Source organism: Syntrophomonas sp. UBA1041 (assembly GCF_002316705.1).
Classification (GTDB): Bacteria; Bacillota; Syntrophomonadia; order Syntrophomonadales; family Syntrophomonadaceae; genus DTU019.
This window is the reverse complement of record NZ_DCEA01000064.1, coordinates 5,175-21,938: the sequence shown is the minus strand read 5'-3', so window position 1 is coordinate 21,938 and position 16,764 is coordinate 5,175. Positions and strand designations below refer to the sequence as shown.

Below are 16,764 nucleotides of genomic sequence, written 5' to 3'. Positions count from 1 at the left end.
CAGAAATAAGAGAATCTTAAGGACTTTATAAGCCTGAATTTAAACACCGCTCCTTATTATTTGCTTGAATAAAATCAGTACAGGATAAGGAGCGGTTATATATGACATACCCAGCAATCAAAAAAAGTCCAAAGGTTACATTGCTTCTCCTTTTGTTATTTATCATAGCCTTTGCCATAATCAGCAAATTCGCTGTAACCTCTGCAGACTTCCCCTTATTAGAGGATGATTCCCCCGACCATTCATTACGACCCTTTAATACAGCAAATCCTTCAGCAACGATTTCCCCTGACAAATTGTATAGTCCTTATGCTATTCTGATATGTTTGAGCGATCACACGATATTATTGCAGAAAAATAGTGAAGCCAGGATTTATCCTGCATCTCTGACCAAAATGATGACCGCTCTGGTCGCCATTGAACAACTGCCTGATTTGCAGGAAGAGATCACAATCCCTGATTATGTATTTCAGAAACTAAACAAAACAGACGCTACAATGGCCGGTTTTCAACCCAATGAAAAAGTCAGAGCCATCGATTTGCTGTATGGCGTTTTGCTGCCCAGCGGCGCGGAATGCTGTATTGCTCTGGCCAATCATATTGGTGGTTCGGAGCCTGGCTTTGTAGCCCTGATGAATGAAAAATCGGCCAAGCTGGGTATGAATAGGACCCATTTTGATAATACCACCGGTCTTCATGACCAAAACAACTATACTACCGTTAAGGACTTGGGCATTCTGCTCAGCTATACGCTGCAGAACGATACTTTCAGAAAAATTTTTTGTTCACCCCGCTATACAACCCACTCTACCAACATACATCCCGAGGGAATTACATTTAGAAGCACCCTGTTCGAAAAAATAAATGGCTGCAGCTTAAGTAGCGGAGAGCTTTTAGGCGGGAAAACCGGATATACCGGCGAAGCCGGTCTGTGTCTGGCCAGTTTAGCCAAAAAAGACGGCAAAGAATACATCCTGGTCACCGCCGGCGCCAAAGGCAGCCACCAGACTGAGCAGTATAACATCAGCGATGCTTTCGCGGTGTATAACAGTCTAAGCGAATAAGTTATCCTGAACCGCCCAGAATTATGGAGTAAATCAGGATCCGCAGTATTAGGGGTTCCAGGACTCTCCAACACTGGCCGCCCGGCTTACCAGTCTATATGCGGTATGTATTATTCGTCATATTCTTCCCGCCTGTTGGCTGCCCCGGAGTTGTTCCGTCCATCATCTGTCAATAACATAAAAAAGGGGGTTCCAGTTCATATGCTGAAACCCCTTGGTAATTCGTTAATGGCGGAGAGGGCGGGATTCGAACCCGCGAGACAGGTATTAGCCGTCTACTCGATTTCCAATCGAGCGCCTTCAGCCGAACTCAGCCACCTCTCCACGCTTTTATTGTTTTTTCCCTGAATGGGACTATAGTATTTTAACTCAAAAGTCCGACAACCGCAAGCCTCCAAATAATATTGCCACTTTACAACGATTCTGGGCTTATATGCCCATATGCCGGGAATATATTGCTTGGTTTAAAAAAACCTCACCTGATCCAGCAGCGCATCTGCGCCATCTCATTTGAGCAGAGGACAATGACAACGGAAACAGCTGTCATCGGCTATATCGTTTAAACTGGCACAAGCGTTGCAGAAAATAATGCTGTCACCGGATTTATCGTATTTTTCCAGGGAATTTAACCCTTTATGGTGCCGCACTCTGTCACCGATCTGATAGTAATTATAGACGGTATCATCATCTTCAACCCTCACTTCATGAAATTGGCCCCGGTCGGTCTTGATGACGACTGTATATAAAGTATAGTTGACCCAATACCGATCATTCCCGGAGCCTTTCTGGCGTCTTTTTTTCTCAATCTTTTTGTCGACTACGACTCCATCCCAGGTTTTGCTCCGGCTTCTGCCAATGGTCTGGAAAAGCGCGATCAGCAGGAACATCCCGCCGATGCCCAGGCCGATGTATAATGCTTCGGGGTTATCCATTTCCGGGCTGCTTTCACCGTATATGTAGAAACCCACGATGGCGATAAGGGCTAAAACAGCGGCAAAGGAAAATGACCATACTTTGGAGTTGCGCATATATCTGGCAAAGGCGGGATCATTGATACGATCTGAATAACCGATCAAGATCCGGGTCTCTTGTTGCCGGGTCTCTTCCGCATAAGCCGGTAAGGCACTGCCGCATTCGGTACAGAATTTTATGTTTTTGGCTGAGTCCGCTCCGCAATGGGGGCAACGCATGCAATCCCTCCTTTCGTTATCCCCTCACGCCCGGGGCTGTCGTCGTAGTATCATCGCGCTCCAATCAACAGAGTTTTTGATGCCTAGCGGCCGCCATAACTGGAGCCGCCCCCGCCGCCGCCACCACCGGAAGAGAATCCGCCCCCGCCGCCGGAGCCGGAGGAGGTCTTGCTAACCGCCTTCTGCGCTGATTGCAGGGCCCGTTCGAAAGAGCTCTCGATGCCGTCGAAGGAATGATGCAGGGCGCTCATGCTCCCATAAGCGCCGTAACTCATCCATCCGTAGCCAAACTGATGGTCGCCTTCCTGCATATTGGGGAACACCAGCTCCAGCTGCTTGATGACTTCTTTGGCTACTCCCAGAGTCACGGCATAAACCAGGTAGTGTTCCCAGATGATCAGGCTGGGGATCTCATGGCGTTCCATTTCGGAAAAATGCTGCAAGAATTTCTTAAAGGCCTGCCAGCGAACATAATCCTCCTGCCCGGTAAGGGTGCGCCGCTTAAACAGCCGGGGTATGAAAAGAAACAAGGCTCCGGCTATTATCAGCGCAGCGCCTATTACTCCTGCTTTGGCAACCAGCGAACTGCCCAGAATGAGCAGGCCCAGCCCCAGTAATACTGTAAAGAGAGGCATGTTGCCGCTGTTATCAAAGAAGTCCAGGTTTTCTCCCTGATCGATCAATTCCGTTTGCCACTCCTGCCAGAACGCATGAAAGGCCTGCCCGTATTTTTGAGCATAATTCTCTATTTCACTCAGATAGATGTATCCTCTGCCTCCGCCAATGTCATTCTGCAGGAAGCTGAGCAGCTGCTGTTCATGAGGCCTTAGTTCTGCCTCTTCGGGTTTTCTCAGCATGGCCGGCTCGGGTGCGGGCATAAAGCTGATCAGATAGGTCGTCACTTCTTTGGTGCCCAAAAATTTGCGGACTTCCCGGGTGTCCTCCTCCAAATACAGAAATTTGCGCCGGGCCAGATCCAATATGGTGGCGGTCAGGTCCTGGGCCTTGATTTTCCTGAAATTCCACAATACGCTCAGTTCTGCCGGACTGTAACTTCCCGGCAGGTCGCGATAATAGTCACCCTGGAATTGGGTCTGATACTTGCGTCCATATTTTTGCCGCAGCCAAAAAATCATGCCCAGGGCCACGGCAATAATGCCTGCCCCGCCGGCATACTCCGCCCGGGCCGCCATTCGTTCCTGATTGGCCTGCTTAGCCCAGCCTTCTTCCTGGGCCAGTATTCCCGGCAGAGCCGTCTGCCGGGTGCGCAGTTGGGCGGAGGCTGCCGGGAACAAGGCCGTGGGCATAACCACCCGGCCTTCTACAAAAGTGCGGGCGGGCAGATTCTTAGTCTGCCAGGTGACCAGATTGGCTCCGGCAAAATCCACCTCCCCCTGCAGCGGCCCGTGCCCCCAGATTCTGATATCTTCGCCCTGTTTATAATTCTCAGCGCCTGCGGGCAGTATCAGGTTGACTTTTACCTGGGCAATTTTTTCCTGATTGCTGTTGCCGATGAATTTGCGGTATAGTTCGGCGACATCATCGTGAATCTTGACCGCATTCATCACCCGATAGGAAACATCGAAGGTGCGGGTTTCGTCCTTGGCGGATAGGCTCCAATCGATGACCATGTTGTTGTTTTCGATCTTGGTGAGATAGGTTCCGGGAGGCCCATAATCCTTGCCCGGATTGAAGGTATAGGGCTGCCCCTTTTCGCTCACCGATACTTCCTGGATAGGACTGCTGCCCCGGGGAATGGCGATGTTAAAGCCGTTCCATTGCCCGGAAAAATCGATGGTCAAGTGCTCCGTCACCTGCATGCTGGCATCTGGCAGCAATTCCGCATCAATGATGACTTTTTCCATGTCCAGTGAACGGGCTTGCGCCGTATCGGCCAGGAAGGTCAGCGGCAGAAGGATGGCCAGCAGCATCGCCAACGGAATAATCCTGATAGGCCAATGAATTTGTCTGTTAATATGCATCATGTCCGGCACCCCTTAAAACTGCACCTGAACCGCCTGCCGGGCGGCAGGTTCGCCCTGCAGGGTGAAATAATCCACCATCTGAAAACCCAGCATTCCCGCTACCAGGTTGTTGGGAAACAGTTCGATTTTGGTGTTGAATTTCTGCACGGTATCATTGTAGAACTGGCGCGAAAAGGCGATCTTGCTTTCAGTGTCACTGAGCTCCGCCTGCAGCTGCAGAAAGTTGGTGTTGGCTTTCAGCTCCGGGTAGGCTTCCGCCACCGCAAACAGCGACTTCAATGCGCCGCTGAGCATATTCTCGGCTTGGGCCTGATCGCGCACATTGCTTGCTGCTATCGCCATGTTCCTGGCCTGGGTGACATTCTCCAGAGTAGCTTTTTCATGCTGGGCATAGCCTTTGACCGCGTTGACCAGATTGGGTATTAAATCATAGCGCCGTTTCAGCTGTACATCCACCTGGGACCAGGCGTTCTGCACCCTTTGCCGCAATTGCACCAACCCGTTATAAGTGGCAACCAGAAATACCCCTATAAAAAGCACCAAAACCCCGACCGTAATAAGTCCACCTAGCATTGTTGTTTCCTCACTTTCCTGATTGTTGAATATAATCCGTTTACAACTTATCTATGTTTATACGGGCAGCCCTTACAGCTTACGGGCAGTCTCAGCGCAGGATGGAAATGCTGCTGTTGCGGAAGAAAACCGCGCCTCGTCACATGAACATAGAGAAGCCTTCCACTTCCCGTGCCTCCTGGACTATATGCACTCCGGAGACTGCCAAGGCTTCAGTAACCCGGTCGAAATTATTGATGATCACACTGCCGTGCTGGTCTGTAAACCAAATATACAATGGTTTGCCCATTCTGCCTTTGATTTCCAACCCTCCGTATGAAGCGGTGGCGGCCAGCAAAGCGCTGCCAGCCGGCTGTGGGGAGCTTCGTCCCCCCAGCAGGGACAACAGGGCAAAGCCCAGAAATAGTTTGCGGAACCAGCCCGGATTACGCAAAGTCACCACTTCGGCTGCGCTTATTTCATTGAAGGAATATGCCCGTACGCCCTTAAAGGACACCAGGTACAAGGCCTCAGGGGTCAGCTCAATGCGGAAAGAGCTGCTCCAGGCGTTGTAATAGAAGAGCATTGCGGCAATAGCCGCCAAAAGCCACATGGCCGCAGTAATCGGCCACCATCCGGTTACAGCCTGCAGCGCACCCCCGTTGATTAAAAACGGCAGTCCGTAAAATGGCGTCAGCAGGATGACTGCTGCCAGATCCGCGGCCAAGCCGCTGCCGGCGGAATAAGCGATATCCTGGGGCTGGTTTTTGCGGCGGGGCAGAAATAGATAAAGCAGCAGTCCCGCCGCCATAACCGCCATACCACTGGTGCGATAAGGATGAAAAAGCCACCCCGGGGCCACCCGGTAAGGAGATGACATAGGGCCTACCGTGCTGCTGTAATCATGGTAGCGCAGCTCCAGATAAGCGGTTTGTCCTGCCGCGCTGATGCTGATGTAGCCAGTCTGGCCGTCTTCAGGGAGCAGTCCCCAGTCGACCCAGGGGATCTCATCAGGCTTAAAATACACTGCCACCAGGCCGCCGGGCCGCCAAAAATCGTCTGTGTCGGCCTCACTGACCCGATTTCCGTATACCGATTTCTCATATTGACCGCTGCCGGCCAGCTGCACCTGAGTAAAGAAATCCCGCCATTGGCCGGCATTCAAGGCAACTATGCGCCCGCCGGTTTTTTCCTGAATATATTCGTTTAAAGGTAGTTGGCTGAGCCGTTTGCGTTCCGATGAAACCATCCCGCTGGAGGACTTCAGTTCGTCAGTCTGCTCCTGCGCCCAATCCACCGCAGTTACACTGACCATGGCCGGAGCCACATAGAAAAACATGGCCAGACCAATCAATATGCCCAGCAGCAACGCCATACGTCTCCATAATTCGTTTATCCCTGAAGCAATCGCCACATTAAGCCCCTCTTTTTCACTGATTGACCCGGTTCAATAACTCTGGGTGCGGTCGTCATTAATGTCCTTATAGTTGGGGGACCATTTTATTACTGTATCGGCTGCCTGAGTCAAATCTATATGCGTAATTGCTGTCAGTTTGTAATACTCGGTGGAGCCGCCCGGACCCGTGACCAGAACAATGCCCCGGCCCGGCGCATAATAACTGATCGACTGATACTGTACTGCCTGATTGTCTTCTTTTACCAGGAGACAGTCCTTAAAAACAGCAAATCCAAGGTTAAGGTCCACGCCCATATCGATCACCGTCCAGACAACCTTGCCGAACTCATCCTGATAATCCCAGGTCCGCCCCACGCTCAGATCATTTTTCAGCACCGGGTAAATTTGATACGGGGCTTCATCCAATATATAATAGGTGCCGTCTGCTCTTTCAACATAGTGGAACCCATATCCGAATGCTTCCCCCTGCTCCACCCCGGTTTCCACTTCACTGACCCGCACCGCCTCGGCAGGAACCACCAGAGCGCTGGTGCGTTCCACAATCCCCGCGGTTCCGTCCGGATAATTGACAAATGCGGTGCATTTCAATCCAGGGTTGGACAGATAAGTGGCTGCCCGGGTCAGATCAGCTTGGGCCGTTGCCGGCTCTGCTACTGTCGGTGCTGGCGCAGCCGGCTGGGTTTCATCCGGCCTCGCCCCTTTTTGCTGAGCGGCCGTCGGCGGGGCGGCTTTCCCCGGATCTTCACCCCGGGAGGCCAGCCAGAAAATAAGTCCGCCTCCCAGCGCAAGCACCAGCACGGCCAGTATGATGATCAAGCCGCCTTTGCTGCCTGAACTGCCGCGGCCCAGAGCGTTGGTATTGCCCATTCCCGTATGCTGCAGCGGATCAGGGCGTATCGTGTCTGCAGAAGGCCGGGGCGGTGGAACAGGCGCTGTCCCGACCTGATTGGCGGGCTGGGCAGGGCGGGGTGGCGGAGCGGCCAATTGTACCGGTTCAATGGGCGCCGCAGCCTGCTGCGAATGACTCGCGGCTGCATCATCATGGGACGGAGCTTCCAAAGTACTGATGTCAAATCCACATTCACCGCAAAACCGGTCTTCCGGTGCTATTTTTGCTCCGCAATCCGGGCAGAAATTCAGGTCGCTCACCATAACTCACTCCTTTTTAAACAGCCGTTCCGCAACTGGTGCAGAATTTTTTGCCGGCGCTGAGCTCAGCGCCGCACTGGCCGCAGAATTTCATTTTAGATCCGGCATTTACAGTTGTTGGTGCCGAGTCAGGCCCAACCATTTTGGCCGCAGCTTGCCGGTTGACAGCTTTCAGCAAGGATTCCATCCATTGGCCCAGGGTTTGTTTAAGTTCCCCGGCGTTAAGGGCTTGGTGGCGAAAACACGTATTACCTTGCGCCTCGTTTTCAAAAGAGCAAAGATGATTAGTAAAGGCGGTTGTCGCCATGAATACCCGGGAGAGGCTGCGTTCTTCCCCGCCAATCAAAGCGGTAGCCTGAAAGCCTGCAGCTCCCATCCAACCGGTTATAAATTCGGTTCCCATAATGCGGGAACGTTCTCCCAAAGTTAATACATTCTCGTTATTGCTTAGAAAACCCAGCTCCTCAATCTGCTTGATATGTTCCGGTTTCAATGCAATCGTACTATTTTTAAGCCCGGGAGTAAGTTCAAACACTGTGGGCAAGAGCCACCGTTTATCCTGGCTGGCTAAGGCCCGTTTCAAAAGTTCCACATAATCGGAAGTAGCCAGGGATAAATTCAAATTGCCGCTGTAATCCAGCATACTTTCCATGTAGGAACGGCGATAGATATCAATACAGTGCAGGGCACAGATAAGTACTTCTGTTTCCATAACTTCAGGGAATACTGCCTGATAACTGCCAATACCTGTTGAAGCATATATTTGTAACCACCATTCCAGATAAGCATCAAAATCGTCAAAGAGCAAAATCAGTAAATCACCTTCTGAATTTACAAACTGTGCTGCCATCGTTTTATAATCGTCAGATAGCAGGAGATAATACTTTTCATCAGCAGTACCTCCCCCGCCGCGGTTAAATTCAATTTTTAGACCCGGTTCCAGTACGCATCTGGCCATTTGATTGAGTTTGGGACTCTGGGCCAGGGCTTTAAAAAATTCGGATGGGCTGCTGACTGCAGCCTGTTCCGCGTTATATTGAAATGGTGATAATTTGTTCCCGTTCAGACCGGAGCGCCTGAAGAGATGGTCGATATCCGGCGGTGCCAGCTTGAAAACCTCGATGCTACCGGGCTTTTCCATATTCATTTTCAATCCCTCCTTATTAGACTTCCAACAATGACTCAATAACTATCTCCGCTCCAAACTTCTCCGCGTTCGATGCGCTGCAATTCTCGATTACCCTTAAGTCCGATATAGGGGCAATCTTCGGCGGATGAAACTAAAGTAAGTGATTCATCCCCGGGTTTTATCCAGTGCAGCTTGCCTGCCTCGATCCATTTACCCAGTTCAAAATCATAATCATTTATATTTAAGTCAAATTCACCCCAGCGGACTATATTCTCCTGATCTGAAAAAGTATATAGACGGGTGCCCCAGGTGTTGACCCTGACCATATCAGCCGGTGCATCTTCGGCAAAGTAGAATATAGCATAACCCTGATGATCGCCGATCGGAAATGAAGAAATAACTGCCTGTATTTCTTCCTGGTTCAATAACCGCGGCAGAACCCCTGGGACTCCGGCGCCAGGTTTGCATAAAAACGGGGCTGCATCAATACTGCCTTGGAGAGTCACCGCTCCATCCAGAGCAAAATAGGTGGGAGGAAGGTCTTCCGTCCGCCTTACCGGAGCATCATAATTCCACCACAAACCATCCAAACCAAGCAGATCTATGCAATAATCAACTGCTTCACCGCTGAACGGGCAGCGGGACAGAGGCACTACCGGCAGCCACTGTTCATATTCATCCCTCATTTTTGCCAGTTGCACCTGCAGTTCTTCCATTTTAGCTTCCGCCGCCATGGCTTCTCCGTTTCCATTCTGCAACAGGACCAGATCATACTCCCGCCATTTTTCCAGTTTGATAAAGTATTTCTGTAGAAATTCTTTTCTTTCCCGAGCATTCATGATGTTCATTCTCTGACTCCCCCTTCCCACCAGTTAGTAGTCCAACCGCCCTTTTCTCCTCGCAGCGGATCATAGGTGTTTAAAGCCTCTCCGCCTTCCCCATGACCGCTTAAAATCTTTCTATCGATAGCTTCTGCTATTTCACGCGGTGATTGGGCTCCGGGAATCGAACCGTCGGGAACTTTATCTGATAGTCCTGAATAATCCCAGCCCACGTGTTCATTATGCTGAGTAGCCCCCAGAGACTGGAATTCTCGGTTGATCTGCTCATTCATTCGGGGCGAGACCGGCTTGCCGCTGGCCGCATCAACAATGGCAAAAGTATCATGATCTCCGCAATAGGGCTTCATAGTCTGCTTATTGTAGATGATTCCGGTTTTCTGATCCCAAACGATTTTGCCCTCTTTTTCCAGGTGTTTTAATTTCGCTATCTGGTCGGTATATTCGGTCATTCTCTGGCTATGGCGCTTTTGCAGGCTGTTCCAATGCGCGTCTGGCATATTGGCTGGTTTCGATGCCGGCAGCGGATCAGGTTTCCTGCAGCCTACTGTGCCGATATTCTCCTTGGGATATCCCAGCTCAACATCCAGCTGGTTTATGGTTTTGGCCTTCAGCATCTCCGGTTTGGGATGAGCTCGGCCGCTTTGCAGCCAAGCGCTTGACTCAGGATTGGTAGGTCTCATATGGGCTTTCACCCCATATTTATCACAGACCGCCTGGATAGATTTCTGGTCACGAGCCGGCATCCCTCTTAAATCAGGGGGAAGGCCCGCTTCTTTAAAACTGCTGTTGTCGATTTTTAAACCAGGTGTTTCAGCTGATACCGTCTTCAGTGACGGCTTGCCTGCAGGTTTAGCCACTTGAGCCGTTCGGGCGGCAGCCTCACTGCTTTTTGCTGCAGCTTTCCCTCCCGCTGCAGCTCCTTGCTTTCCTGCTGCCTGCTTCATAAATTTCTCTCCGGCCTGGTCACCGCCGATCTCCACCAGGCGTTTATTGATCTTATCCAAAGCTGATTCAGCTGATTCTTTACTGATAAAGCCAAGCTTACGGCTCAGTTGCTGGTTCAGTGCACTGCCCTTAAGCACTGCCTTTTCAATAAAATCCGCCGCTTTATTAGTAAAAGCGGGAAATCTCTCCAGCATTTCTTTATTTAGAGCACTGCCGCCTTTGCCTATCGCCCAACCGGCTTGCTCACCCAAAACTACCAGCCCGATGGCTTTGCTAACTGCTCTAAAATCTGATTCTCCCTTATCTACCGAGTCCTTGATCCGGGACAATGCTTCGGCTACTGTTAAGCCGCCGTCTATGACCTTACCGGCAAATCCGCCGGTAGCAGTTGTTATCATAATCCGGGCTGCCATTCCCTTCCACGATATGCTGCCATCCGCCTTTTCTCCGGTCACTACCTCCTTGGCGGTGGCCAGATTGGCTTCCAAAGCATAACCAAGGGTATCTACCCAGCCTTCCTCTTTACGTAATCCCGAGTCCCCGGTGGTTTTTCCTTCGATACGGTTGCCGATGATTTTTTTCAGCTGCTCCATTCTCCCCTGGTCCACTTCTTTGCCGGCCAGCATATCATTTTTTAACTCCTGGATAGCCCGGTCGATATCCCCCGGACCGCCTGGTTCGCCTATGTTGTGATTATCAACTGCCTTCTGCATTTGCTCCAGGTTCTTCCAGGTAGCCAGGTTATCATCAATCGCTTTGCTATTGGCATCCTGACGGTTCGCCATCTTTTCCAGATCTATTGCCGCCCGGCGTTTATCCTCCGCCACATCATTCTGCCATGCTTCGAATCGGTCTGGATTAAATTCATTGCCCGACTCGGTATTGACCCATTTGCCTTCGACCGCATTATATTCGATTTCATAGCTTTGCCCGTCACCCTGGCCCACCAGTATCTGCCTTTCTCCATGTCTGGGTCCGGTGTAGCCGGGTTCGTACTCATAGGTTGAAGTGGCCCCCGTTTCCGGATCCGTATAATCGAAAGTATTGCCCGGCTGTGTTTCCGGGATTTGATCCCCGGGGAACCTTTCCTCGGGTTCAGTCCCCGGCCAGTCACTCTTGGGGATATCTTCTTCCGGGATTGGGCTGCTGCTGGGCTGACCCTCGGGCGCTATTTCTCTTCCTTCTCCCACTTCATGATTTTTCAAGGTATTCATGGGATCTTCCGGGCCAATGACGCCGGTATCTTCCGTTTTAGGAATCGCCGGGGGTTCCGGTTGCGGTGCCGGTATTTCATCGTCCCAGGGTTTGGGCCCGTATTTTTCCGCCGTTTTTGGATACGGTTCTCCCAAAGGCGGTTTGGTCGGTTTCCAGCTATCGGCCAGATTTTTTCCTCCGGTAATATTCCCGTTCGCGTCCATCGTTACTTCAACACTCGCTATTACGTCTCTATCCTCGGCAAACGGGTTGGCTGACCCTGTGATTACATTAAAGGGACTGTCGCCTTCGTACGGATTTTCCGTCCAATGCCGCCCGCTGCGGTTGTAGCCGTCGGCGTTGTAGCCGCTCCAGTGATAGCCGTCCTTTCCATAGCCCTGTTTATCATAGCCCCAGGGATCGTAACCGCTGCGGTTGTAGCCTTCATAGTTGAAACCTTCCCGGTCGTAGCCGTCTTGGTCAAAACCGTTCTCGTTAAATCCGTCTTTGCCGTAGCCATACTCGTCAGAGCCGTCTCTCTGCCGGCCCTCTTTGTCATAGCCATCCCGATTATAGCCTTCTCGGTCATAACCATCTTTGTCGAAACCGGCCCGGTCATAGCCTTGTTTGTTTAAGCCGTTGCGGCCATAGCCCTCCAGGTCATAACCGGCTTTATCAAACCCTTCCTTGTCATAGCCTTGGGCGTTGTAGCCTTTGGCGTCATAACCGCTGCGGTTGTACCCTTTGGCATTATAGCCGTTGGCATCATAGCCTTCACGGTCGTAACCGTTTTTGTCAAAACCGTTCCGTCCATAACCATCTTTATCAAATCCGGCTTTATTGAAGCCGTCTCTATCGTATCCTGCTGCATCGAGTCCGGCCTTATTATACCCTTCCCGGTCAAAGCCGCTCTTGTCAAATCCTTCGCGGTTGAAGCCTTCGGCATCGAATCCGGCTTTATCGAAACCTTCCTTATCGAAGCCCTTGGCATCAAAGCCTTCTTTATTAAACCCTTCCTTATCAAACCCCGCTTTGTCAAAGCCCTGGCGGTTAAATCCATCCTGGTCAAATCCGGCCTTATTAAAGCCTTCCTTATCAAAGCCTTGAACGTCGAATCCGTTTTTATCAAAGCCTTCGCGGTCAAAACCGGCTTGGTCGAAGCCTTCTTTATTAAAGCCCTCCCGGTCAAAACCGGCTTGGTCGAAACCTGCGCGGCTGAATCCTTCCTGATCGAAGCCGGTCTGGTTGAATCCATCCCTATCAAAGCCTTGAACGTCGAATCCGTTTTTATCAAAGCCTTCGCGGTCAAAACCCGCCTGGTCGAAGCCTTCTCTGTTATAGCCCTCCCGGTCAAATCCGGCTTGGTCGAAACCTGCGCGGTTGAATCCTTCCTGATCGAAGCCGGTCTGGTTGAATCCATCCCTATCAAAGCCTTGAACGTCGAATCCGGCTTTATCAAATCCTTCTCTGTCAAACCCGGCCTGGTCGAAGCCTTCTCTGTTATAGCCTTGCCGGTCAAAGCCTTGCGCATTGAAGCCTTCCCGGTCAAAACCATCTTTATCAAAGCCTTGGGCATTATAACCGTCCTGATTAAAAGTCCTTTCCTCTCCGGGTGCGGCTGCTTCGGCATCAGGGCTGGATAAATCTCCCGGCCCGGCTGCTTGGTCTGCCACCGAAGCTTCCAGTTCACTCACATCAATTCGTATCCCGCTGTCCGGCTGTTCCGCCGCCCTGCCGGCATCCGGCTTAATTAGCCCAGCTTCGCCAGCGGTTGCCCCGCTTAAAGTTGTTCCGGATGGTATATCTACGGCTGGTTCTCCGCTGGCGGACACCATCATATCCGGTTGCTCCGGGGAACCTTTTGCGCCGGTATAAATAGCTTCCTGATGCAGTACCCCGGTATCGATTATAATCCCTCCACCGGGCGAGACTCCGGTTACCGTCCCCGATTCAGGCTGTACGAATATACCGGCTTCAGCAGTGCTTATACTCCTTCCGTCTCCGGGTATATTCCCTGCCGGCGGACTTACCGGTATATCCTGACTATTAATTAAAACCTCATCCTTTGTATTATCCGCAGGAACATCAGGTTCCGGCTTTAAACTGTGTCCGGCTGCATTTATCGGCGCATATACTTCCTCCGTCCTTCTGCGACCTATCTGGTTAGTTGCCTGGGCCATTCCGGCTGCCCCGGAACCCGTTCCAGCAGACGCTCCACCTGCCCCGGGCAGTGTTCCCCCTCCAGTTGGATAGACCGGGGTTCCTGTTGTCGGAGGCACAAGCCCTCCACCGCCTCCTCCCAACCCGGCCAGTGCCCCTAAGCCGGTGGCGATTAAACCAGGCACGGCAACCCCGACCACTGCCTCAGTAGCATTGGAGGGGCCGGGAATGTTGCCTACCGCACCAACGCCTGCCGGACTTTCGCTCCATGCGCTGCCGCCGGGCAATTTCCCCGCACTGTCTTTTTCCAAATCATTGACCGAACCGCTGCTTACCTGGAAATGGGGCGTGGCTTTTACCTCTCCCATGCCCCGTCCTCCGGAATCCTTATTCTGCGACCAGGTAGACGGGTCAGAGTCGATTACCGTATAAGTGCCCGCCGGCAAAACAATATTGGGATACACATCCCAGTAAGCATTCGGAACTCCTCCCTGACCCGGGCGGGTGGTAACCTGCCAGGGGCCATATACTTTTCCTTTGTTGTCACGTAATGCAATAGTACCAGGCTCTGCCCCTCGGGCATTATTCCAGTGATAAGTCGATACGTAAGTCAAGAGATGCGGAACATTAATGCTGAAAGTAGTCGGAGCTGTCGGGCCATTGCCCACCCCGGCTATGTTCATAGTGTCAGATATCTTGGCAGGTTCATCCAGCGGGGTTCCTGTAACAACGTTTCCCCCGACTGTAGCGGTGTCCGTTTTTTCCTCTACCTCGGGTGCTGAGGACTCGATATCAGGCGCTGCCTGACTTAAAAGGCCGGCACGTTCGAGTCCATCCAGGGTTTGCTGGGCAATCTTCAATGCAGTTTGAATATCTGCTGCGCCGTTGCCGGTTTCATAAATTTCTACGGTGACGAAATAGTCCGGCAGTATTACTCCTACCCCTGCGCCATTAGACATCGTATATTCCCGCACTTCGCAACCCTTCATCTTTTTAGTTTGAATGCTGGTATGGTTGGCTTCCCCGTCAATATAACTCAGCATAGCTTGCATCCCGGCAGCGTCAGTCGGCCCCAGTACCGTTACCCCGCCATAACCATTGCCATAATCTCCATAACCAGCGTGCATTTTTATCCCCAATCCAGTCATCTGTTCATTGCCGAAATCAAATTCCACTGAGGAGAAATTGGCTTTGGCGACTTCGGTGACTACATCTCCAATCCCCCCTGCCCAGGCAGTCGGGGAAAAAATTATGGTAAACAGTAACACCACAGCAGGCAGTAGCATGATGACCATATTGCTCTTTTGCATACGCCTGCGGTTAATTGCTATTCTTAAAATCGACAAGCTTCTCTCCCCCTTTGTTTTACGGCAATACAGCAACCAGCATCATCCAGCCGGTAGAGAATATAAACGCCAGCGCAGAAGGTATCAGAACATTTTTAACCCCCTGGGCGCCTTTTTTCATTACCTCGGCGCCGGCTGTCGCCGCTGCGGTCATAATGGCGGCTGACGCAAAAGGCATCGCCGCATTCCAGCTTAACAGCGCCAGAGCCAGTACGGCTAATACCGTAAAGGGAATCATAAACAGCATCCCTGCTGATACGGACTGCCGGGCGAAATGACTGTCAGCCTGACGCAAGTCCGCATTGGCGGAATTAAATACCATAATCAGCAGGTTTACGTTAAGTACGCCAACCGCCAGCGACACCACCAGCGATAAAAGCATGGTCGTCATCGTGAAATCCGTCCTGCTGAACGGAATCAATACCCCAAATACCATAAAGCACAAATAAACCGGCCAGAAACTAACCTTATCCGAAGCGGAAGCCTCCGTGTGCCCAAGTCTCATATCCACCTTTTAAGCCCTCCGTTAAACCTTATTTCGATTAAATCGCCTTTAGGCGCCAAACTTCCCCAGTAAAGCCCATCCGGCCAACAGAATCGCTCCGCATACAGTGGTCATGGCTATACTGAAGGCCACCCGCTCACCGGACATCTGTTTGATCGTAAACATAGTCGGGCGCAGAGCCCACAATACCCCGGTCACCCCAAAAGCCACCGCGGTTTTCCAACCAAAGGCCAGGGAAAAAACCAATCCGGTCAGGGCATAAACAAACGTAGCGGAATAACCCAGGGCAAATGAGGAGATGGCCCATCCCATCGTGAGGTTGCGTTCTCCGGCCTGAGCAAGGGCCCAGACCATAACCGCCATCAAGGCAACCCCGGCAGTGCCATAAAGCAGCCCCAATAGGGTTATTAAACCCACGCCGGCAATTTCGGTCTGTCCCGAACGCAACAAATCCAGGCCGGTTTGGAGAAAAAAGAGCATAAACGACAAACCCGACACCAATAAAGAATAAGGCCAGGGAATCTTCCCCATCTGGTTTTTAACCACTTCACCGGGGTTTATCATCATGTTGAGCGCTGCTTTCCAGGCTGGTTTTTCGCTTTGTCCCACGGTGTTCTCCATTATGATCCCTCCAGTTCTCGTGCTGCTTAAGCCATGATCCATCTGCCCATGCTGCTTACCCGGTTGCATTGGCCCGGTATTTTGATCTGTTATAAGCTGTGCAGGGCGAATTTTCTACCAAAGGCCGCTGTAAAGACTTGCCCCAACTCCACAAAATCTATAGGTGGGACAAAATGGCCCACATAAGTGCCTTGCGGAGTAACAATCTCGATTTCCCCGGATGTTTTCGTCCTGGTAACACAAATCGAGGTCAAGTCACTATCCCTGATTACCAGGCGCTTATCCCCAAGCAATTCTTTGGGAGTGAGTATTATCTGCCCGCTGGCGATGGTTAAATAATAGGGCTGAGTTTTGAAAAAACCCCGTTTCAGTCTGATTTCATATGTCATAGCTCCTACCTCTGCTACAAATTGTAGCAAGCCCTGCCCTGAAAATTGACTAGCTGGCATCAGTTGACAATGCCAGTTTTTTGGCACAAATTATGTCAAATCTGGGCACCTTGGTCTAACGCTGTGATAATATTATCTTGAGGGGGTTTCTATGATGAAGTTTTGGGAGAAGCTAAATCTTTTGATGAACATAACCAGCACCAATAACAGCCGCCTTGCCCGCAGTATCTCTTTAGATGCTTCTTTTATCAGCCGCTTACGCAGAGGGCTTCGGGA

Annotated in this window: 12 protein-coding genes and 1 tRNA gene; 1 reads left to right on the top strand and 12 read right to left on the bottom strand. The window is 51.3% G+C overall.

Annotation, left to right across the window (positions count from 1 at the left end):
• Window positions 1-101 precede the first annotated feature (101 nt).
• The gene (locus B2633_RS09320) at window positions 102-1,064 is read left to right on the top strand and encodes a D-alanyl-D-alanine carboxypeptidase family protein (protein ID WP_483170340.1); all 963 of its coding nucleotides are present in this window, start codon (window positions 102-104) and stop codon (window positions 1,062-1,064) included.
• Window positions 1,065-1,293: 229 nt separating this feature from the next.
• On the opposite strand, the gene B2633_RS09315 is transcribed toward B2633_RS09320, so the two are convergent.
• The 12 genes from B2633_RS09315 to B2633_RS09260 all read right to left on the bottom strand — a co-directional run bounded on the left by B2633_RS09315 (window position 1,294) and on the right by B2633_RS09260 (window position 16,548).
• Window positions 1,294-1,388: transfer RNA gene (locus tag B2633_RS09315), tRNA-Ser, on the bottom strand.
• Window positions 1,389-1,570: 182 nt separating this feature from the next.
• Entirely contained in the window at window positions 1,571-2,254 is a 684-nt protein-coding gene (locus B2633_RS09310; protein ID WP_483170339.1) for a hypothetical protein, read from the bottom strand.
• 83 nt (window positions 2,255-2,337) lie between these two features.
• Window positions 2,338-4,239: a DUF2207 domain-containing protein gene (locus B2633_RS09305; RefSeq protein WP_483170338.1), complete on the bottom strand. Its 1,902-nt coding sequence runs from the start codon at window positions 4,237-4,239 to the stop codon at window positions 2,338-2,340.
• A 12-nt stretch (window positions 4,240-4,251) separates the two neighbouring features.
• On the bottom strand, window positions 4,252-4,812 hold the full coding sequence (locus B2633_RS09300) for a LemA family protein (protein WP_483170337.1): 561 nt from the start codon (window positions 4,810-4,812) through the stop codon (window positions 4,252-4,254).
• A gap of 139 nt (window positions 4,813-4,951) precedes the next feature.
• Window positions 4,952-6,205, bottom strand: coding sequence for a hypothetical protein (locus B2633_RS09295; RefSeq protein WP_483170336.1), 1,254 nt, complete (start codon window positions 6,203-6,205; stop codon window positions 4,952-4,954).
• Window positions 6,206-6,238: 33 nt separating this feature from the next.
• Entirely contained in the window at window positions 6,239-7,357 is a 1,119-nt protein-coding gene (locus B2633_RS09290) for a zinc ribbon domain-containing protein (RefSeq protein ID WP_483170335.1), read from the bottom strand.
• A gap of 16 nt (window positions 7,358-7,373) precedes the next feature.
• Window positions 7,374-8,504 (bottom strand): zinc ribbon domain-containing protein, encoded by a 1,131-nt coding sequence (locus B2633_RS09285; RefSeq protein WP_483170334.1) that lies wholly within the window; start codon window positions 8,502-8,504, stop codon window positions 7,374-7,376.
• 35 nt (window positions 8,505-8,539) lie between these two features.
• Window positions 8,540-9,334 (bottom strand): hypothetical protein, encoded by a 795-nt coding sequence (locus tag B2633_RS09280; protein ID WP_483170333.1) that lies wholly within the window; start codon window positions 9,332-9,334, stop codon window positions 8,540-8,542.
• On the bottom strand, window positions 9,331-14,973 hold the full coding sequence (locus B2633_RS09275; protein WP_483170332.1) for an RHS repeat domain-containing protein: 5,643 nt from the start codon (window positions 14,971-14,973) through the stop codon (window positions 9,331-9,333). The genes B2633_RS09280 and B2633_RS09275 overlap by 4 nt, the downstream gene beginning before the upstream one ends.
• Window positions 14,974-14,992: 19 nt before the next feature.
• Window positions 14,993-15,484 carry a hypothetical protein gene (locus B2633_RS09270; protein WP_483170330.1) on the bottom strand — a complete coding sequence of 164 codons (492 nt, stop codon included), beginning with the start codon at window positions 15,482-15,484 and terminating at the stop codon, window positions 14,993-14,995.
• A gap of 42 nt (window positions 15,485-15,526) precedes the next feature.
• Window positions 15,527-16,099: a hypothetical protein gene (locus B2633_RS09265; RefSeq protein ID WP_483170328.1), complete on the bottom strand. Its 573-nt coding sequence runs from the start codon at window positions 16,097-16,099 to the stop codon at window positions 15,527-15,529.
• A gap of 89 nt (window positions 16,100-16,188) precedes the next feature.
• A complete protein-coding gene (locus B2633_RS09260; protein ID WP_483170327.1) occupies window positions 16,189-16,548 on the bottom strand; it encodes a hypothetical protein in 360 nt (119 codons plus the stop codon).
• Between the last annotated feature and the right edge of the window lie 216 nt (window positions 16,549-16,764).